The organism is Amycolatopsis ponsaeliensis, from assembly GCF_030182635.1.
GTDB lineage: Bacteria > Actinomycetota > Actinomycetes > Mycobacteriales > Pseudonocardiaceae > Amycolatopsis > Amycolatopsis ponsaeliensis.
Genome location: NZ_JAPZLD010000020.1, coordinates 183,056 through 202,142, shown reverse-complemented (window position 1 = coordinate 202,142; position 19,087 = coordinate 183,056). Strand labels below are relative to the sequence as shown.

At 71.6% G+C, this 19,087-nt stretch carries 20 protein-coding genes; 8 read left to right on the top strand and 12 right to left on the bottom strand.

Annotated features, from left to right (window positions below):
• Window positions 1-142 precede the first annotated feature (142 nt).
• Genes QQ657_RS28650 through QQ657_RS28640 form a run of 3 tightly spaced genes read right to left on the bottom strand, consistent with a single transcriptional unit; the run spans window position 143 to window position 1,667 of the window.
• Window positions 143-784 carry an anti-sigma factor family protein gene (locus QQ657_RS28650; protein ID WP_284745360.1) on the bottom strand — a complete coding sequence of 214 codons (642 nt, stop codon included), beginning with the start codon at window positions 782-784 and terminating at the stop codon, window positions 143-145.
• Window positions 781-1,293, bottom strand: a complete 513-nt coding sequence (locus QQ657_RS28645; RefSeq protein WP_284745359.1) for a sigma-70 family RNA polymerase sigma factor — start codon at window positions 1,291-1,293, stop codon at window positions 781-783. The genes QQ657_RS28650 and QQ657_RS28645 overlap by 4 nt, the downstream gene beginning before the upstream one ends.
• A 5-nt stretch (window positions 1,294-1,298) precedes the next feature.
• Window positions 1,299-1,667 carry a hypothetical protein gene (locus QQ657_RS28640; protein ID WP_284745358.1) on the bottom strand — a complete coding sequence of 123 codons (369 nt, stop codon included), beginning with the start codon at window positions 1,665-1,667 and terminating at the stop codon, window positions 1,299-1,301.
• Window positions 1,668-1,772: 105 nt separating this feature from the next.
• On the opposite strand from QQ657_RS28640, the gene QQ657_RS28635 reads away from it, so the two are divergent.
• A complete protein-coding gene (locus tag QQ657_RS28635) occupies window positions 1,773-2,210 on the top strand; it encodes a QcrA and Rieske domain-containing protein (protein ID WP_284745357.1) in 438 nt (145 codons plus the stop codon).
• Window positions 2,211-2,279: 69 nt separating this feature from the next.
• Here QQ657_RS28635 and QQ657_RS28630 read toward each other — a convergent pair whose 3' ends face one another.
• Window positions 2,280-2,735 carry a PTS sugar transporter subunit IIA gene (locus QQ657_RS28630; RefSeq protein WP_284745356.1) on the bottom strand — a complete coding sequence of 152 codons (456 nt, stop codon included), beginning with the start codon at window positions 2,733-2,735 and terminating at the stop codon, window positions 2,280-2,282.
• Window positions 2,732-2,971 (bottom strand): PTS sugar transporter subunit IIB, encoded by a 240-nt coding sequence (locus QQ657_RS28625; protein ID WP_167379806.1) that lies wholly within the window; start codon window positions 2,969-2,971, stop codon window positions 2,732-2,734. The genes QQ657_RS28630 and QQ657_RS28625 overlap by 4 nt, the downstream gene beginning before the upstream one ends.
• A 242-nt stretch (window positions 2,972-3,213) precedes the next feature.
• Here QQ657_RS28625 and QQ657_RS28620 point away from each other — a divergent pair, with 242 nt between their 5' ends.
• From QQ657_RS28620 to QQ657_RS28600, 5 genes are all read left to right on the top strand, one after another.
• Window positions 3,214-4,002 carry a GntR family transcriptional regulator gene (locus QQ657_RS28620; protein ID WP_284745355.1) on the top strand — a complete coding sequence of 263 codons (789 nt, stop codon included), beginning with the start codon at window positions 3,214-3,216 and terminating at the stop codon, window positions 4,000-4,002.
• Window positions 3,999-5,237 (top strand): PTS transporter subunit EIIC, encoded by a 1,239-nt coding sequence (locus tag QQ657_RS28615; RefSeq protein ID WP_284745354.1) that lies wholly within the window; start codon window positions 3,999-4,001, stop codon window positions 5,235-5,237. The genes QQ657_RS28620 and QQ657_RS28615 overlap by 4 nt, the downstream gene beginning before the upstream one ends.
• A 40-nt stretch (window positions 5,238-5,277) precedes the next feature.
• A complete protein-coding gene (locus QQ657_RS28610) occupies window positions 5,278-5,544 on the top strand; it encodes an HPr family phosphocarrier protein (protein WP_013224593.1) in 267 nt (88 codons plus the stop codon).
• A gap of 77 nt (window positions 5,545-5,621) precedes the next feature.
• A complete protein-coding gene (locus tag QQ657_RS28605; RefSeq protein WP_284745353.1) occupies window positions 5,622-6,437 on the top strand; it encodes a serine hydrolase domain-containing protein in 816 nt (271 codons plus the stop codon).
• The gene (locus QQ657_RS28600; protein WP_284745352.1) at window positions 6,434-7,918 is read left to right on the top strand and encodes an alpha/beta hydrolase; all 1,485 of its coding nucleotides are present in this window, start codon (window positions 6,434-6,436) and stop codon (window positions 7,916-7,918) included. The genes QQ657_RS28605 and QQ657_RS28600 overlap by 4 nt, the downstream gene beginning before the upstream one ends.
• A 187-nt stretch (window positions 7,919-8,105) precedes the next feature.
• On the opposite strand, the gene QQ657_RS28595 is transcribed toward QQ657_RS28600, so the two are convergent.
• Together QQ657_RS28595 and QQ657_RS28590 are read right to left on the bottom strand one after the other, a co-directional pair.
• Window positions 8,106-9,038, bottom strand: a complete 933-nt coding sequence (locus tag QQ657_RS28595) for a D-2-hydroxyacid dehydrogenase family protein (protein WP_284745351.1) — start codon at window positions 9,036-9,038, stop codon at window positions 8,106-8,108.
• A 4-nt stretch (window positions 9,039-9,042) separates the two neighbouring features.
• Window positions 9,043-10,236, bottom strand: a complete 1,194-nt coding sequence (locus QQ657_RS28590) for an endonuclease/exonuclease/phosphatase family protein (protein WP_284745350.1) — start codon at window positions 10,234-10,236, stop codon at window positions 9,043-9,045.
• A 152-nt stretch (window positions 10,237-10,388) separates the two neighbouring features.
• Between QQ657_RS28590 and QQ657_RS28585 the strand changes: the two genes are divergently transcribed.
• Window positions 10,389-10,808, top strand: coding sequence for a hypothetical protein (locus tag QQ657_RS28585; RefSeq protein ID WP_284745349.1), 420 nt, complete (start codon window positions 10,389-10,391; stop codon window positions 10,806-10,808).
• A 25-nt stretch (window positions 10,809-10,833) separates the two neighbouring features.
• On the top strand, window positions 10,834-11,493 hold the full coding sequence (locus QQ657_RS28580; protein WP_284745348.1) for a TetR/AcrR family transcriptional regulator: 660 nt from the start codon (window positions 10,834-10,836) through the stop codon (window positions 11,491-11,493).
• On the opposite strand, the gene QQ657_RS28575 is transcribed toward QQ657_RS28580, so the two are convergent.
• From QQ657_RS28575 to alaS, 5 genes are read right to left on the bottom strand one after another with little or no spacing between them, the layout of a single operon-like run.
• Window positions 11,480-12,736, bottom strand: a complete 1,257-nt coding sequence (locus QQ657_RS28575; RefSeq protein ID WP_284745347.1) for a GrpB family protein — start codon at window positions 12,734-12,736, stop codon at window positions 11,480-11,482. The genes QQ657_RS28580 and QQ657_RS28575 overlap by 14 nt on opposite strands.
• A 59-nt stretch (window positions 12,737-12,795) precedes the next feature.
• Window positions 12,796-13,623 (bottom strand): shikimate dehydrogenase, encoded by an 828-nt coding sequence (locus tag QQ657_RS28570; protein WP_284745372.1) that lies wholly within the window; start codon window positions 13,621-13,623, stop codon window positions 12,796-12,798.
• 16 nt (window positions 13,624-13,639) lie between these two features.
• Window positions 13,640-15,928: an endolytic transglycosylase MltG gene (gene mltG / locus QQ657_RS28565; RefSeq protein WP_284745346.1), complete on the bottom strand. Its 2,289-nt coding sequence runs from the start codon at window positions 15,926-15,928 to the stop codon at window positions 13,640-13,642.
• Window positions 15,925-16,425: a Holliday junction resolvase RuvX gene (gene ruvX, locus QQ657_RS28560; RefSeq protein ID WP_284745371.1), complete on the bottom strand. Its 501-nt coding sequence runs from the start codon at window positions 16,423-16,425 to the stop codon at window positions 15,925-15,927. Before ruvX ends, mltG begins: the two co-directional genes overlap by 4 nt.
• Window positions 16,418-19,078, bottom strand: a complete 2,661-nt coding sequence (alaS, locus tag QQ657_RS28555; RefSeq protein WP_284745345.1) for an alanine--tRNA ligase — start codon at window positions 19,076-19,078, stop codon at window positions 16,418-16,420. The genes ruvX and alaS overlap by 8 nt, the downstream gene beginning before the upstream one ends.
• Window positions 19,079-19,087: the final 9 nt, after the last annotated feature.

The following is a 19,087-nucleotide window of genomic DNA, read 5'->3' as shown; positions in this document are numbered from 1 at the left end:
GGGGGGGGGGGGGGGGGGGGGGGGGGGGGGGGGGGGGGGGGGGGGGGGGGGGGGGGGGGTTCGCGTCGGGGGGCCCGCGCCGGCGCCGCCCCCCCCCCCCCCCCCCCCCCCCCCCCCCCCCCCCCACCACCCCTTCACGAGGTCACAACGTCAACCGCAGCAGCGCGCGGCCGCTCCCCCCGCGTACCTCCAAAGCCGCCAGATCGGTCCGCTTCAAAGCCGTCCCGATCACGATGCGGGCCGTGTTGTCCGGGACCGCCTTCCACGTCGCCAGCTGGGTTTCCGTGCCCGACCGCGAGATCGCCACCAGGACGTACTCGCCGCTGCTGCGCTCCCCTGTGTAGCTGCACGACATGTCCACCTGCGTGCCCCACTCGAACGCGTCCAGGCGGGCGTCCGCGCGGACCGGGAACTGCCCCAAAGCCGTCATCGCGATCGACGGCGGTGGTGCCGCGGGAGGCCACGACGCCACCACCGCCAGCGCCACGCACGCCGACACCGCCACCGCGGCCGACACCGACGTCACCGCCAGCCGGATCCGGCGGCCGCGCCGGACACGCCGGAGCACCGTCGGCAGCAGATCCGGCGGGGGCGGGCCCACGTCCGGCACCACGGGGGGAGCGTCGACCCGGGCCAGCAACCCCGGCAATCCCGCCATGTCCCGCACCGAGGCCGCGCACCGGTCGCACGTGCGCAGGTGCTGCTCGAAGCGCTGCCGGTCCTCGGGAGACAGCGCCCCGAGGACGTACGCCGCGTCGAACGTCGCGAACGGGTCCTCGCTCACTGGGTCACCCCCCTCTCCTCGAGCACCAGGCGCAGCGCGCGCAACGCGTAGTGCGTGCGCGACTTGACCGTCCCCTCGGCCACGCCGAGCCGCGTGGCCGCGTCCGCCACCGAATAGCCCTGGAAGTAACACAGCACGAGCACCTCGCGGTGCCGTTCGGACAGCTCCGCGAGCGCCTCCGCGACCAGCCAGCCCTGCACCGCCCGGTCCGTCCCGTCGCCGACCGCCCGCTCCGGCGGCCGGTCGGTCATCACCTCCGACCGGGCCGACGCCGAGCGCCAGCCGTCGATCGCGATGCGCCGCGCCACCGTGAACAGCCACGCCCGCGCCGAACCCTGCGACTGGTCCAGCACCGCCGTCGACCGCCAGGCGCGCAGCAGCGTCTCCTGGACGACGTCCTCGGCCCGGATCCGGTCGCCGGAGGTCAGGTGGAGCGCGTACGACCACAGCGCGCCCGCGTGTTCCTCGTGCAGCGCGCGCATCAGCGCGTCTTCGGCGACTTCCCCCACGGAACTCAGGCCGAGACTCGACGCCGGTCCTTCACGAACATCAGGGCCAGGCCGCCGACGATGCAGACCGCCTCGGTGATCACGCCCCAGTACTCCGGCTGGCTGTTGAACTGGTCGTGGTTCCCGGCGAACCCGACGGTCGCGGCGAGCACGTACGCGCCGAGCGTCAGCACCCCGAACCCGACCGCGCCCAGCGCGGGCAGCCAGTGCCGCCAGGCCAGGACCGCGATCGCGAGGACCAGGCCGCCGATCGCGTCGAGCAGGAACAACGGCCCGACGATGCCCGGGTAGTCCTCGGTCCACAGGAAGTAGTGCACGCCCGCCGAGCCCAGCAGCGCGGCCGCCACGACGATGCGCAGAACCCAACTCACCATGATCGATCCTCCACTCCACACCCACTCGGGTACATACACGGAACAGGGGCCGATCCGGTTCACCGCGAATTGAACCGATGCGGTGTCGATCTCGTTTAGTGGGGCATGACTGCCGAAACCCACTCCCGCCGCACCGTCCTCACCACGGGCGCCGCCGTCGCAGGTGCCGCCGTCGGCGCCGTCGCGCTCTCCGCGTGCGGTTCCTCGGACGACGCCAAGCCGGGCACCGCGCAGGCGCCGATCGCCGCCGGGACGCCGCTGGTCGCGCTCGCCGACGTCCCGGTCGGGGAGGCGAAGGCCGCCAAGGCCCCGGACGGCTCCGACGTCATCGTGGCCCGGACGTCCGAGTCGGCCTGCGCCGCGTTCAGCGCGATCTGCACGCACCAGGGCTGCACGGTCGCCCCGAAGGGCGCCGACCTCGTCTGCCCGTGCCACGGCTCGGTCTTCAACGCGCTCACCGGGGAGGTCAAGCAGGGCCCGGCGAACAAGCCGCTGCCGTCGGTGGCGGTCAAGGTCGAGAACGGGAAGGTCGTCACCGGCTGACGGGCCGGTCGGCATGAAGGACCCTTGGGGACGACTGTCCACAAGGGCCCTTCGTGTGACAAAGCCGACTCAGGCGTCCCAGCCGAACAACCGGTCACCGGCGGCGACCTCGCGCTCGGCGTCCAAACCGGACAGCACGTCCGCCGAGGCGTCCAGCGCGACGACCGGGACGATCGCCGAGTAGCCCGCCGCGGTCACCGCCTCCGGGTCCCAGCTGACGATCGGCTGGCCGGCCCGCACCTGCTCGCCCTTGACGACGTGCAGCGTGAAGCCTTCGCCCTTCTCCTTGACCGTGTCGATCCCCAGGTGGACCAGCACGGCCTTGCCGTCCTCGGTCGCGACGACGTAGGCGTGCGGGTGCAGCGTCGCGACGGTGCCGTCGACCGGCGCGACCGCGTCCGACCGCCCGCCCGCGGGCTGCACCGCGATGCCCGGACCCACCATGGCCTGCGCGAAGACCGGGTCCGGGACCTCGGTGATCGGCACCACGCGCCCGGCGACCGGGCTGAGGATCTCCAGGCTCACAGCAGGTCCTCGATGTCGCTGGCGATCGTGTCCGCCTCCGGCCCAACGATCACCTGCAGGGCCGACGACCCCATCTTGACGACGCCCATCGCGCCGGCCTTCTTCAGCGCCGCCTCGTCGACGAGGCTCATGTCCTCGACCTCGCAGCGCAGCCGCGTGATGCAGCCCTCGATCTCGGTGAGGTTCTCCGTGCCGCCGAGTGCGGCGAGGATCTTTTCGGGCCTGTCATCCGCCATCGCGGTCTCCTTGATCACTGTTTGTTCCCAACCTGACGCGAACCGCGTGTCCACCTGTACTACGCCGTTCGTCGGCATGCACCCCGCCGCGGGCCACGAACGGATAACGGTGGTTGACACCCGTCCGCGCGGCGGAGCATCCTGCCCCATCAGATCATTGGTCTAGACCGGAACGTACCAATGTTCCGGGCCGGACGCGAGCACCGGTCCCCGGTGACGCGAGAACGAGGAGGGTGACGCCGATGAGCGCGGCAGCGCACGTCCCGCCACCCGACCGGGTCGTCAACGGGCCCACGCCCAAGCACGCCCAGCTGCGGGAGATCCTCCGCCGCACGGTGGAACGGGAACTCCCGCCGGGTGCGCCGATCCCGTCGGAACGTGAGCTCGCCCAGCGCTACGGCGTGTCGCGGCTCACGGTCAGATCGGCGATCGGCAAGCTGGTCGAGGAAGGTCTGCTCGCCCGGGTCCGCGGCAAGGGCACGTTCACCGCGGCCCGGCGGATGGAGCTGCAGCTCTACCTGATGTCGTTCACCGACGACATGCGCCGGCGCGGGCTGACCCCGACGACCGAGGTGGTCTCGGCGGCCACCGAGGTCCCGCCGACCGCTTCGGCGCACGCCCTCGGCCTGGCCGAGGGCGCCCCCGCACACCACCTCGTGCGGTTGCGCCACGCCGACGGCGTGCCCCTGGCCGTCGAACGCGGTTGGTACCACGCGGGCCGGGCTCCCGGCCTGCTCGAGCTCGACCTGACCCAGTCCATCTACGCGCAGCTGGCCGAGACGTACGACGTGCGTCCCGACCAGGCGTGGCAGACGGTCTGGGCCGAAGGAGCGGACCGCGAGACGGCCCGGCTGCTCGGCATGCGTGCCGGCAGTCCCCTGCTCGTGTTCCGGCGGGTCTCCAGCGCGAACGGGGACCCCATCGAAGACATCACGTCCTGGTACCGGGGAGATCATTACCAGGTGACCATGCAGTTGGACCGGAACACCCCGGAGCCCGGTCAACCACCCCACTATGGAGGATCCAGATGAGCTCCACCACCGCGGAGGGGGCGACGAAGAAGAGCGGCGGAGGCCTCGCCGGTCTTCAGCGCTTCGGCCGTAGCCTCATGCTTCCCATCGCCACGCTCCCTGCGGCGGGCATCCTGCTGCGGTTCGGGCAGGACGACATGCTCGGCAAGGACGGCCTGGGCTGGAACAAGGTCGCCTCGGTCCTCGCGGCCGCCGGTGGCACGCTGTTCAACTGGCTGCCGCTGCTGTTCGCGGTCGGTATCGCGGTCGGCTTCGCCAAGAAGGGCGATGGTTCGACCGGTGTCGCCGCGGTCGTCGGCTTCTTCGTCTTCACCAGCGTCATCCAGGTGTTCGCCCCGCTGAAGGACCTGCCGAAGTACAAGGCCGGTTCCACCGAGCTCGCCCCGATCAACTGGCCGTACTCGGTACTCGCCGGTGTCGTCGTCGGTATCGTCGCCGCCCTGCTGTGGCAGCGCTACCACCGCATCAAGCTGCCCGCCTACCTGGCGTTCTTCGGCGGCCGCCGGTTCGTCCCGATCATCACCGCCCTCGTGATGCTGATCCTCGGCGTGCTCTTCGGCCTCGTGTTCCACTGGGTCAACAGCGGCATCGAGTCCGTCGGTGACGCGGTCACCTCGTCCCCGATCGTCGGTGGCGGCATCTACGGCGCGCTGAACCGCCTGCTCATCCCGGTCGGTCTGCACCAGCTGCTGAACGTGCCGGTGTGGTTCATCTTCGACGGCGGCGACATCAACAACTTCGTCGCGGGCAAGATGACGGCGGGCGCCTTCACCACCGGCTTCTTCCCGATCTTCATGTTCGCGCTGCCCGCCGCGGCCCTGGCCATCTGGCAGACCGCGCGTCCGGCGCAGAAGAAGATCGTCGGCGGTGTGATGATCTCCGCGGCGCTGACCTCGTTCCTCACCGGTGTCACCGAGCCGATCGAGTTCTCGTTCATGTTCGTCGCGTGGCCGCTGTACCTCTTCCACGCGATCATGACCGGCACCTCGCTGGCGATCTGCAACGCGCTGGGCATCCACCAGAGCTTCAACTTCTCCGCGGGCGGCATCGACTTCCTGCTGAACCTGGGTGCCCCGGCGGCGCAGAAACCGTGGCTGCTCGTCCCGATCGGCCTGGTCTACGCGGTGATCTACTACGTGGTCTTCCGCTTCGCGATCACCAAGTTCAACCTGCGCACCCCGGGCCGCGAAGACGACTCGATCGAGTCGGACCTCGAGCGCACGGCCGCCGCGTAACATCCGTACCGACGTAGCACCCCTTAGGGAGAGGACGAACATGCCGGAGAAACGCGTCGCCGTGGCGAGCAAGGTGGGCCTGCACGCCAGGCCGGCCGCGCTGGTGGCGAAGGCGGCCGCGGCGCAACCCGTCGCGGTGCAGATCGCGAAGGCCGGCGGGAGCCCGGTGGCCGCCGGCAGCGTGCTCAACCTGATGACGCTCGCCGCCGGGTACGGCGACGAGGTCGTCATCAGCGCCGAGGGCGAGGGCGCCGAGGAGGCCGTGGAAGCGGTCGCCCAGCTGGTCGCCACCGACCTCGACGCCTGAGTCACATCCACGAAGGCCTTCGCACCGGTCCCCGACACCGGTGCGGAGGCCTTCGTGGCGTTTCGTAGGGTGGACGCATGGACAGCGTGCGCCTGATCGACGAGTGGCCGGTGGACAACGCCGCGACGGCCGTGGTGTCCGCGGCCGGGACAGTCGTGGGCCGCCACGGCGACACCGCGCGGAAGTTCCGGCTGGCCTCGGTCAGCAAGCCGCTGACCGCCTACGCCGCGCTCATCGCGGTCGAGGAGGGCGTCGTCGAACTCGACACCCCGGCCGGCCCCGAGGGCTCGACCGTGCGGCACCTGCTCGCCCACACCTCGGGCCTCGCCTTCGACGCGCACAAGGCCATGGCCGAGCCGGGCACGCGGCGGCTCTACTCCAACGCCGGGTTCGAACAGCTGGCCGACGTGCTGGCCGAGCACTCCGGCATCCCGTTCGCGCAGTACCAGGCCGAAGCGCTGTTCGCCCCGCTGGGCATGACGAGCACGGCCCTCGACGGCTCGCCCGCGTCCGGCGCGGTGTCCACTGTGGACGACCTGGTCGCGTTCGCCGCCGAGTTGCAGTCGCCCAAGCTGCTCGACCCCGCCACGGTCGCCGAGGCGACGAACGTCGTCTTCCCCGGCCTGTCCGGCGTGCTGCCCGGGTTCGGGCACCAGAAGCCCAACGACTGGGGCCTGGGCTTCGAGATCCGCGACCACAAGAGCCCGCACTGGACCGGCGCGAACAGCTCGCCGCGCACGTTCGGGCACTTCGGCCAGTCCGGCACGTTCCTCTGGGTCGACCCGGACGCGGGCGCGGCCTGCGTCGCGCTGACCGACCGCGCGTTCGGCCCGTGGGCCGCCGAGGTCTGGCCGCGCCACACCGACGCCGTCCTGGCGGAATTGAGCGCGTGAAGCCGCTCCTCGCCGCCCTGCTGCTCCTGCTCGCCGCCTGCAGCGCGCCCCAGGCCGCACCCGCTCCCCCGGCGCCGTCCGCGGCCACGCCCGAAGCCCCGCCGGCGCTGGGCACGAACGGCGCCGCCGTGCCCGCGCTGCGCTGGACGCCGTGCCACGGGAAGTACCAGTGCGCGGCCGCGTCCGTGCCGCTGAGCTACCGCGAGCCGAAGGGCACCGCGATCACGCTCTCGGTGATCCGGCTGCCGGCGGGCGACCCGGGCCGGCGGCTCGGCTCGCTGTTCTTCAACTTCGGCGGCCCGGGCACGGACGGCGTCGGCGAGCTGACGCGGTTCGCCGACCGCTACCCCGCCGAGCTGAAGGCCCGCTTCGACCTGGTGAGCTTCGACCCGCGCGGGATCGGCGGGTCGGCACCGATCAGCTGTCCCGGCGCCGACCACGCGCCCGGGCCGGGTTCACCGCTGCGGCAGCCGGACGCGTTCTTCGCGGCGAGCGCGGCACCCGGGAAGGCGTGCGCGGCCGGGTCGGGCGCCCTGCTGAGCCACCTGTCGACGGCGAACGTGGCGCGTGACCTGGAGCTGCTGCGCCAGGCCGTCGGCGACGCCGCGCTGAACTTCTACGGCTACTCCTACGGCACCTACCTGGGCGGCACGTACGCGAACCTGTTCCCGGACAAGGTCCGCGCGATGACCCTCGACGGCACGCTCGACCTGGTCGCGAACGCCACCGGGAAGCCGGGGCAGGAGAAGCAGCCGGTCGACGTCCGCGCCGACGTCGCCGGGGCGCAGCAGCAGGAGCTGGACCAGTTCTTCGCGGTGTGCGCCGCGGCCGGGCCGAAGTGCGCGTTCTCCGGCGGCGACCCGAAGGCGAAGTTCGCCGGGGTCTTCGCGCGGGCGTCGCGCACCACGGGCGTGGGCTCCCTGATGAAGACCGTCGACAGCGCGCTGTACCAGTCCGGCCGGTGGAAGCGCCTCGCGCAGACCCTTTCCGCAATGCCGTCGGATTCCGGCGCGGCTTCGCCGGTGCTCGACCCGTACGTGCCGACCCACTCCCCCGGGTTCCTCGCCGTCCAGTGCGTCGACAGCGACAACCCCTCCTCGCCGGCGGACTACGCGGCGCTGGCGGCCCGGGAAAGCGCGCGTCAGCCGTACTTCGGGCTGGGCTCGGTGTTCTCGATGGCCCAGTGCGTCGGCTGGCCCGCGCACGACGAGGACCGGTACACCGGCCCGTGGAACCGGGCGCGGAAGAACCCGATCCTCGTGCTGAACAACCGGTTCGACCCGGCGACACCGCTGCACAACGCGCAGGCGACGGCGGCCGAGCTGGGCGACGGCCGGGTGCTGGTCGTCGACGGGTACGGCCACACTTCGCTGGACGCGCCGAGCGCGTGCGCTTCGACGGCCGTCGTGAAGTACCTGACCGACGTGAGCGCGCCGGCCGAGGGCACCACCTGCGCACCGGACGCCGTCCCGTTCTCGTGAGTGGGAAACGGGGTTAGAACACTGTTTCTCACTCACGACCCGCGGGGGCCGGGCGTTCAGCCGAACGGACGCCCTGAGCAGGGTCTTTGGACCCTGCCCGTCGTGAAGTGCGGGTGGTGTCATGGTTCTCGTGCGGGCCCGCCGCCGGGCCGGTGCGGGGACCTCGGGCCCCGGCGGGCCGCACGCCTCACTCCATCAGCCGGATCGGCTCCCCCGCCTGGTAGGCGGCGATGTCCTCGACGGCGTCGCCGTAGAAGATCTCGTAGGTCTCCCGGGCGACGAACCCGAGGTGCGGGGTGAGGACCGCGTTGTCCAGCGTCCTCAGTGGATGGTCGGCCGGGAACGGCTCGACGTCGTAGACGTCCAGCGCCGCCGCCCGGATCTCCTTGCGCCGCAACGCGTCCACCAGCGCGGCCTCGTCGACGATCGGGCCACGCGAGGTGTTCACCAGCAACGCGGACGGCTTCATCGCGGCGAGCTCGGCCGCGCCGACCAGGCCACGGGTGCGCCCGCTGAGCACCAGGTGGATCGACAGCACGTCCGAGCGGGCGAACAGTTCCTCTTTGGACACCGCCGTGACGCCGTGTGGATCGGCCTTCTCCGGCGTCAGGTTCTGGCTCCAGGCAATGGTTTCCATGCCGAAGACCTGCCCGATCTTCGCCGCGCCTGCCCCGAGCCGGCCGAGGCCGAGCAGGCCGAGTGTCTTGCCGTGCAGCATGGTCCCGACGGTCGTCTGCCAGCCGCCTTCGCGCATGTTCCGGAACTCCTGCGGCAGGTTCCTCGCCGCGGCGAGGATCAGCGCCCAGGTGTGCTCGGCGGTCGGCTCGCCGAGGTACCCGGTCCGGGACACGACGACGCCGTTGCGGCGCGCGGCCGGGACGTCGATGGCGGCGTTGCGCGGACCGGTGCTGACCAGCAGTTTCAGGTCCGGCAGCCGGTCGAGCACCTCGGCGGGGAAGCGGGTGCGTTCCCGCATCGCGACGATCACTTCGAAGCCCTGGAGCTGGCCGACGACGTCGGTGAGGGGCTCGGTGAAGACCGTGATGTCCGCCTTGAGCGAGTCCCAGTCACCGAAGGTCAGGGCGACGTCCTGGTAGTCGTCGAGAATCGCGATCCGCATGATCTCACCGTAGTGGCACCAGGACGTCCACGCGGACCAGGTGGTGGTCGGAGGCGTCGTTCAGCCGGGACAGCTCGTCCGACGGCACCGGCCAGAACACCTCCGCGTGCCACGGCAGCAGCCCCTTCGACGGCAGCACGTAGTCCGTCCGGAGGTTGCCCGGCGCGACGTCGTTGAAGTCGCCCGTGTCGTAGAACGGGTCGCTCTTCTGACCCACGTTCGCGCCGCCCTGGGCCTGCGAAGCCAGCACCGCGCCGCGGCTGCCCGGGTGCGTCTGGATCACGCGACGCGCGTTCAGCAGCTGCTCGATCGCGCCCGGCACGCTGTCGCCGTCCAGCGGGTCCGAGTTGTTGTCGCCCGCCACGACGAAGCGCTCCGAGGCGCCCAGGCCGCCGCGGTGGCCGCGGTCGTCGTGGATGTAGCCGCCCTTGCCCGGCGTCACGTAGTCGGCCCAGAAGCGGATCTCGTCGTTGTTGCGGGTGCCGTTGCGGTCCTCCGGGCCGTCGAAGCTCGGCGGCGTCGGGTGCGAGACCAGGAAGTGCACCGTCGAGCGGCCGATCTTCAGCGGCAGGTCCCAGTGCGACTTCGACGACAGCCGCAGCACGTTCAGCTCGGCCGGGCTGTACCAGTCGTGCGGTGCCGGCGTGGCCGGATCGTCCGGGAGCAGCGCGCCCGGCATGTCCTTCCACAGGAACTTCTGGAACGTCCGGACGTGCGCGAGGTCGATCGGGTACTTCGACAGCACGAGCAGCCCGTACTGGCCCTCGAACGTGCCGAAGCCCTGGGCGTCGTTGCCGAGGCCGACCTTGCCGTCGCGGTCGAGGTCGAAGCCCGTCGGCACGCCCGTGTTGACCGGCGCGGTGTAGGCGTACGGGTAGTCGATCGGCCGGGCGCCGTGCTGGCCCACCGCCAGGTAGTTCTCGCGGAACAGGTCCGCGGCCTTGTTGCCCGGCACGTAGTCGAACTCGTTGATCAGCTGGACGTCGGCGCGGTTGCGCTGGACGACCTCGGCGACCTCCTGCGCCTGGGCGTTGCCCGGCGTCGAGAGGTCGGTCACCAGCTGCCCGGCGGCCGCCCGGTTCAGCGACGCGTTGAAGGTCGCGAAGCGGACGTTGGTCCCGAAGCCGGCGTCAGCGGTGGCGGGCACGAAGAGCCCTACGAGCAGGGCTGCGGACAGCCCGGCGGCAATGCGTTTCACGATGAAAACCTCCCAGTCGGCGGTCACCCTATGCCGGAATCCGCCCATCCGGGTGAGCACCCGGTGAACGACCGACGTGACCCAGCCCTCTTGAACGCGTTCAAAAACAGGGCTACCGTCCTTCTTGAACACGTTCAAAACGAGGAGGAACCATGGATCGCATAGTCGTCGCCTACGCCCTCTACCTGCTGATCAGCATCCCGTTGACGGTGCTCGTGGCCCGGACGCTCAGCCGGCACGGCCGCACCTTCCTCACCGAGGTCTTCGCCGACAGCCCCGGCCTGGCCAACGCCGTCAACCAGCTGCTGGTCGTCGGCTTCTACCTGGTCAGCCTCGGCTTCGTGACGCTCTTCCTGACCAGCCACGCCGAGGTGCCCACAGCGCGGGAGGTGTTCGAGTTGCTCTCGGTGAAGGTCGGCACTGTCGCGCTGATCCTCGGCGGGATGCACCTGGTCAACGTGCTGGTCTTCAACGCCATCCGCCGCCACCACCTGGCCCCGAAGCAGGCGCCGCGACCGGCCCCGCTGCCCTACGCCGGCGTGCCGCAGGCGCCGCCCTTCCCCGCGCCCTGACGTGCCCGGCGCTAACGTGCCGCACGTGGCCAAGAGCGAGGAAACGCGGTCCCTGATCGTCACGACCGCGATGCGGCTGTTCACCGAGAACGGCTACGACCGCACGACGATGCGCGCGATCGCCGCCGGAGCGGGTGTCTCCGTCGGGAACGCCTACTACTACTTCTCGTCGAAAGAACAGCTCATCCAGGGCTTCTACGACGAGATCGCGAGACAGCACCTCGACGAGGCCCGCGCCCGGATCGGCGGCGAGAGCGCCTTCGCCGCCCGCCTGAAGACCGTGCTGCTGTGCTGGCTGGACATCGCCGAGCCCTACCAGCGCTTCGGCACGCAGTTCTTCGTCAACGCGGCCGACCCGGAGTCGCCGCTGAGCCCGTTCAGCGACGACTCCTCGGCCGCCCGCGAAGCCTCGATCGGCCTCATGCGCGAGGTCGTCGACGGCTCCGACGTCAAGCTCGACCCGGAACTGCGCGACCAGCTGCCCGAACTGCTCTGGCTCTACCAGATGGGCGTGGTGCTGTTCTGGGTCCACGACCGGTCGGCCGGGCAGAAGCGCAGCCGGATGCTGGTGGAGCGCAGCGTCCCGTTGATCGCCCGGCTGGCCGCGCTCTCCCGGCTGCGGGTGTTCCGCCCGGTCAGCCGGGAGATCGTCGACCTCATCCAGGATCTGGCTAAGAAGGACTGACCGCCCGGAAGTAGAGGAACCGCGGCTTGGTCCGCAGGTTCTCCGCCCACTTCGGGTCGGCCTCGTCCGCCGCCGGCACCGGCATCGGCTCGACCAGCCGGTCGACCGCGAACCCGGCGTCGCGGACCGCCTGGAACGTCCAGCTCAGCGGGCGCCGGTAGAACCGGACCGGGTGCGGCTTCCCGTCGAGGCCGAAGTCGTCTTCCAGCAGTTCGAGCTGGAAGTAGTCGTCCTTGCCGAACCAGCGCCAGTCCTCGCCCGGGTGGTGCACCGAGAACACCAGCGCCCCGCCCGGCTTGAGCACCCGGCGGAACTCCGCCAGCGCCGGCCCCCAGTCCGGCAGGTAGTGCAGGACGAGTGACGCCGTGATGACGTCGATCGAGCCGTCCGGCAGGTCGAGCGGGAGGGAGACGTCGGCCTGCTCGAAGCGGGCGACGTCCCCGAACTTCTCGCGCGCCACGGCGACCATGCCCGCGCTCGAGTCGATGCCGAGGACGCCGGCGCCGCGCTCGGCCAGCAGCGCGCTGAGGTGCCCGGCCGCGCAGCCGACGTCCAGCACGCTCAGGCCTTCGACATCGCCCGCCAAGTCCACAATCGCCGGCCGGTCGTAAAGCGCGTTGGTGACGCTCTTCCCCGCGTGTTCGGCGTAGGCCTCGCTGTAGCCGTCGTACTGCGCGGCCCGCGCGCGGCCGAGGATCTCCTCGACCACCGCCGTCTTGGCGTCGGCGTACTGCTGGATGTACTTCCACTCCCGCGCACCCAGCTCGCGCTTCGTCGACGCGTAGAGCTCCAGCTCCTCCGGGTGCGACCGCAGCCGGTCGCGGAAGAGCCGGTAGCGCGGCGTCTGGCCGTTGCCCGGCGAGTAGACGTGCAGGTTGATGTTCGTGTCCGGGCCCTTGAAGCAGCGGTGCTTCTCCCAGTCCGGCTCGCGGATCACGAGCCGGTAGCCGGCCGCCTCCAGGGCCGGGAGGTACGCGTCCTCGTCGGCGGAGTCCGGCACCTCGAGGAGGATGTCGACGCAGGGCTTGGCGCACAGTCCCGGCACCGACGTCGACCCGACGTGCTCGAGGACGAGCACCTGCTCCCCCAGCACGCTCCGGATCCGCTCGGCCTCGCGTTCGAAGAGCTTCGGCCACTCCGGGTCGTAGTCGACGAGCAGGACCGTGGAGTTGAGCTTCGGCGCTTCACCGCCGACCCAGTTCGACTCGATTTCGTCCTCGCTCAACGCTTCTTGGCTGGTCATTCGGTAGACCCCCTTCTTCAAGGCAGTCGACCAGAATATCAACGCGGGCAAGCGATTATTCAGCCGATCGGCAGCGGCAGCAGGTTCCCGGTGGCTTCGCGCAGGGCGTCGCGCATCGCCGCTCGCGGGGCCGGCCGGCCGGTGAAGTGCTCGGCCTGCCCGAACGCCTGGTGCAGCAGCATGTCCAGCCCGGTCGCGAGCCGGCCGCCGCGCGCCGCGACGGCTTCGGCCAGCGGCGTCGGCCACGGGTGGTAGATGACGTCGAGGACGTGTGCGATCGCCGCCAGCTCGGCCACGTGCGGGTCCACGGCGTCCGGCGGCACGGTGTTCACCAGTACCGCCGCGGACCCCAAGGCCGCGAAGTCCGTCTCGGACCAGCGAAGCACGTCGACGTCGAGCGAAGCCCGCTTCGCCGCGTCGAGGGTTTCGCCGGCTCGTGCGGGATCCCGCACGACCAGGCGCACCTGCCGCACGCCCAGCGCCGCGAGCGCGACGACCGCCGCGGCCGCGGTGCCACCCGCGCCGAGCACGACGCCGGTGTCCCCGGGCGACGGCTCGTAGCCACCCGCCGCCCGCAGCGCCCCGGTGACGCCGTCGACGTCGGTGCAGTCCGCGAGCCAGCCCTTCGCGGTGCGGACCAGGGTGTTGGCCGCGCCGACCGCGGCCGCGCGCGGCGTCACCTCGTCCGCGTGGTCCAGCGCCGCGCGCTTGCCCGGCATGGTGACCGACAGCCCGGCCCACTCCGGGCCGAGGCCGGCGATCAGGCCGGGCAGCTCCTCGGCGCCCGTTTCGATCCGCTCGTACGTCCAGCCGGTCAGGCCGAGCGCGGCGAACGCGGCGCCGTGCAGCACCGGGGACAGCGAGTGCGCCACCGGCTTGCCCAGCACCGCGGCCTTGCGCGGCTCAGATGACACCGCGATCCCTGGCCAGGTCCCGGTTCTTGTTGTGTTCGTCGTTGGTGACCGCGAAGCAGGACAGGCCGTTCTTCTCGCACTTGACGAAGTAGACCCAGTCCCCCGCCACCGGGTGCACCGCCGCCTGGATGGCGTCGGCGCTCGGCACCGAGATCGGCGTCGGCGGCAGCCCGTTGATCTTGTACGTGTTGTACGCCCCGGACTTCACGCGGTCGGCTTCGTTGGTCAGCAGCGTCGGGCGGTCCAGGATGTAGTTGACCGTCGAGTCCATCTGCAGCCGCATGTTGATCGCGAGCCGGTTGTAGATGACCCGCGAGAGCTTGCCGAAGTCGGCCTTCACCGCCTCGCGTTCGATGATCGACGCGATGATCAGCGTCTGGTACGGCGTCATCTCCGGGCCGGTCGACTGCGGGCTCAGGCCGGCGTTCTGGATCGCCTCGGTCGAACTGCGCACCAGCTGGCCGATGATCTCCTGCGCGCTCGCGCCGGGGCGGACGTCGTAGAGGCCCGGCGCGATCAGGCCTTCGAGCCTGCGGTCCTTGCGGTCGGCCTTGTTCGCGGGCTCGATCGCCCAGTCCGGCACGCCGATCGTCTTGAGGTCCGCCGCGTCGACGGCCTTGCGCAGGTCGTCGGCCGAGACGCAGGTGCTCTTGCCGTCGATCTGCGCGCACGACGCCTTCGCCATCAGGCTGTAGACGCCGGGCGTCACCTTGCCGTCGGGCTGGGTGATGTCGTCGAACTGCGTGTACGGCCGGATCTCCAGCTGGCCGACCCGCGACGCCGGCGCGAGGATCCGGTCGACCGCGCTGGCTCCGGACATGTGCGCCTTCATCACGTAGAAGCCGTGCTGGATCCGCGACAGCTTCGGGTTGTCCTCGCCGGCCTTGACGAAAGCCTTGCCGCTGGCGACGACACCCGCGGTCGCGAGCTTCGTGCCGATCGCCGACGTCGAGTCGCCGTCGTCGACCTGGAACAGCACGTCCCCGTCGCCGGAACCCTCGAAGTCTTCGTAGCCGAAGATCTTGTTGAAGCCGTAGTAGGCGCCGCCCGCGAGCAGCACGATCACGACGAGCGCGGCGACCCAGCCCAGGGCGCGCTTGCCCTTCTTCTTGCGCGGCTTCTTCGGCTCGTCCTCGTACTCGTCTTCGTACTCGTCTTCGTCGTATTCCTCGTAGTCGTCGGCGTACTCGTCGTAGTCGTCGTACTCCGCGTACTCGTCGTCTTCGGCGACGAACTCCTCGGGCTCCTCGTGCGACGGCTCGGCCGGGGGCGCCGGGGCCTGCGCCGGGATGATGTCGGTCACCGGCTCTTCGCGCACGGGCGGGGGCGGCGGACGACGGCGCCGGGGCGCGGCTCCGGGTTCGGGCACGCCGACAGAGCGGTCACCCGGCTGGACGGGCCGCCGCGGGGGCTCCGGTGCCCGGGGGTCGGACGCGGCGTCGGGATCGAGCGCCGCACGACGCCGGCGCGCATCGCCGGCCTCTTCGGGATCGGGTGCCGCGCGGCGCCGCCGCGGATCGGCGGCATCGGCTGGGTCGGGCGCGGCCCGGCGCCGGCCGGGCGGCTGCTCGGCGGCCTCGGCCCGGAAGCGGGCGAGGTCGGCCACCTCGTCCGAGGCGCCCCGGGGGCGGCGCGGGGCCTGGCCCTCGTCGGGCGCGCCGCGCAGGCGGGCGGCCTGCGCTTCGGCGGCCTCTTCCAGGTCGAGCATCGCCTGGTGGCGGCGCGCGGCTTCGGCTTCGGCCAGCTCTTCGGGGGTCGGCCGGCGACGGCGTGCGTCGGCCGGCTCGTCCGGGACCGGCGCGGGACGGCGGCGGCGTGAAGGCGCTTCCTCCGCGGCGGGGGCCGGCCGCCGGCGCCGAGGTTCGGCGGGCTCGCCGGGTTCCGGGGCCGCGCGGCGGCGGCGCGGGGCCTGGGCTTCGGCGCCGTCGTCGAGGCCGTGGCGGGCGCGGACGGGGGCCGAGCGCTCGGCCTCCCGCGGGTCGAACTCGTCGTCGGCCGGGGGCAGCGTGCCCGGCGGCTCGAGGCGGCGACGGCGGCCGGACGGCGGTGCGTCGCGGCGCGGGTCGTAGCCCGCCTCGGGCCGCGCCCGGCGGGACGGCTGGGGCAGCTCGTGGGAGCCGCTGTGCCGCGAAGGCTGCGGCAGCTCCTGGTAGCCGCTCGCGTGGGGGTCGTGCGGGTCCGCACGACGTGGTGCGGGCCGGGACGGCGGCGGGGTCGCCGCTCCCGGCTCGCGGAGTCGCCTGCGCCCGCGTGGGGACTCAGGTGGCTGGTCGTTCATCGGTCTCCCTCCCGGGCGCGGTGCGCAGCAGCGGCGTCGATCCAGGCCTGCAGGATCTCGACGGCGGCGGCCTGGTCGACCACCGCACGCTGCTTGCGGCCTTTGACCCCGCGCTGGGAGAGGATGCGGGATGCGGTGACCGTGGTCAGCCGCTCGTCGCCCAGCCGGACCGGCACGGGCGCGACGCGCCCGGCCAGGCGTTCAGAATACGCGATCGCCAGCTCGGCCGCCGGACCCTGCCGGTTGGCGAGCGTTCGCGGCAAGCCCACGATCACCTCGACCACCTCGTGCTCGGTGACGAGGGCGGCCAGCTGGTCCAGATCACTGTCGTCGGTCGCATCGCGGGAGAGGGTAACCAATGGCGAAGCGAGCACGGGGGCCGGATCGCTCAGCGCCACCCCGACCCGGACGGATCCGACATCGACGCCGAGCCGCCGACCGCGGCCCGGATCGCCTGGACCAGGCCGATCCGGGCCGCGGTTCCCGCGGTTAACCAATGCCGGCAATCGCCGAGCGCAGGGCCGAGACCGCGTCGGCCGCGCCGGCCGGGTTCGTGCCACCGCCCTGGGCCATGTCGGGCTTGCCGCCGCCGCGGCCGCCGATCTTCTCCGCGAAGGACGGCACGAGCTTGCCCGCGGCGATGCCCTTGTCCTGGGCCGCCTTGGTCGTGGCGACGACGAAGCTCAGCTTCTCGCCGGCCGGCGAGAACAGCGCCACCACACCGGGCCGCGTGCCGAGCCGGCCGCGGATGTCGGAGGCGAGCGCGCGCAGGCCGTTGCCGTCGACGTCCGGGACGACCTCGGCCACCACGGTGACGCCGCCGATCTCCTGCGCCTTGTCGAGCAGCGAGCCCGCCGAGCCCAGCACCTGCTGGGTCTTGAGCTGCGTGATCTCCTTCTCGGCGTTCTTCAGCCGGGTCAGGACGTCCTCGATGCGGCCCGGCAGCTCGTCCGAGGGCACCTTGAAGGTGTTCGCCAGCTGCGAGACCAGCAGCTGCTCCTTGCGGACGTACTTCAGCGCGTCGCTGCCGACGAGCGCCTCGACGCGGTGCACGCCCGAGCCGATGGAGGCGTCGGAGACCAGCTTGACCAGGCCGAGCTGGCCGATCCGGTCGACGTGCGTGCCACCGCAGAGCTCGCGGGAGTACTCGCCCATGTCGACCACGCGGACGTCGTTGCCGTACTTCTCGCCGAACAGCGCGACCGCGCCCAGCTCGAGGGCCTTGTCCTTGGTCGTGGTGAAGCTCTGGACCTCGACGTTGGTCTGCAGGTAGTCGTTGACCTCCTGCTCGACCTCGGTCAGCACGTCCGCCGAGACCGAGCCCGGGGTGGTGAAGTCGAACCGCATGCGGCCGGGCGAGTTCAGCGAGCCCGCCTGCGCCGCGCGCTTGCCGTACGCGCCGCGGACGGCCGCGTGCACCAGGTGCGTCGCGGAGTGCGAGCGCTCGATGGACAGCCGGCGGTGCGCGTCGACCGAGCCAGTGACCTTCGTGTCGAGCCCGACCTCGCCGTCGACCACCTCGACGCGGTGCACGAACAGGCCCGGGACGATCTTCTGGACGTCGAGGACCTTCAACTCGACACCGTCGCCCAGCAGCACGCCGGTGTCGGCGACCTGGCCACCGCTCTCGGCGTAGAACGGCGTGCGGTCGAGGACCAGCTCCGCCTTCTTGCCCGCCGGGACGCTGCGGACCGGCTGCCCGTCTTCGAGCAGCGCGACGACCTTCGCCTCGGCCTGCAGGTCGGTGTAACCGAGGAACTCGGTCTCGCCGTGCTGCTCCAGGACCTTCCGGTACTCCGAGAGGTCGCCGTGGCCGGTCTTGCGCGCCGCCGCGTCCGCCTTCGCGCGGGTGCGCTGCTCGTTCATGAGCGTGCGGAAGCCGTCCTCGTCGACGCTCAGGCCCTGCTCGGACGCCATCTCCAGGGTCAGGTCGATCGGGAAGCCGTAGGTGTCGTGCAGCTGGAAGGCCTTGTCGCCGGCCAGCACGTCGCCGCCGCCGCGCTTGGTCTCCTCGGCCGCGAGGTCGAAGATGCGCGAGCCGCTGGTCAGGGTCGAGAGGAACGCCTCCTCCTCGATCCGGACGACCTCGTTGATCCGGTCGAAGCCGTCGACCAGCTCGGGATAGGTCGGGCCCATGGTGTCGCGCACGACCTTCGCGAACTCCTGCAGCACCGGCTCCTGCACGCCGAGCAGGCGCGTGGAGCGGACGATGCGGCGCAGGAGCCGGCGCAGCACGTAGCCGCGGCCGTCGTTGCCCGGGGTGACGCCGTCGCCGATCAGCAGGACGCCGGTGCGGGCGTGGTCGGCGATGACGCGGAAGCGGACGTCGTCGGCGTGGTTGCCGCCGTAGCGGCGGCCGGAGAACTCCTCCGCGCGGCCGATGACCGGGCGCACGAGGTCGGTCTCGTAGACGTTCTCGACGCCCTGCAGGATCGTCGCGACGCGCTCGACGCCCATGCCGGTGTCGATGTTCTTCTTCGGCAGCTCACCGATCGGCTTGTGCCCGAGCTTGGGGCTCAGGTCGCCGCGGACGTCCTGCATGAAGACGAGGTTCCAGATCTCGATGTAGCGGTCCTCGTCCGCGACCGGCCCGCCCTCGCGGCCGTACGCCGGGCCGCGGTCGTAGTAGATCTCCGAGCACGGGCCACCGGGACCGGGCACGCCCATGTCCCAGTAGTTGTCCTTGCCGTCGCGCTCCTGGATCCGCTCGGTGGGCAGGCCGGTGAGCTTGCGCCACAGGCCCGCGGCCTCGGAGTCGTCGTTGTAGACGGTCGCCCAGATGCGGTTCGGGTCGAGGCCGTAGCCGCCTTCGCTCTGGGGCTTGGTGATCAGCTCCCAGGCGTACTCGATGGCGCCTTCCTTGAAGTAGTCGCCGAAGGAGAAGTTGCCGGCCATCTGGAAGAACGTGTTGTGCCGGGTGGTCTTGCCGACCTCGTCGATGTCCGGCGTGCGCACGCACTTCTGCACGGAGGTCGCGCGCGGGTACGGCGGCGGCGCCTCACCGAGGAAGTACGGCTTGAACTGCACCATGCCGGCGTTGACGAACAGCAGGTTGGGGTCGTCGAGGATCAGCGGCGCGCTGGCCACGCGCGTGTGGCCCTTGCTCTCGAAATGGCGCAGGAAACGGTCGGTGATTTCGTGTGTGTCCACGGGTCAGGT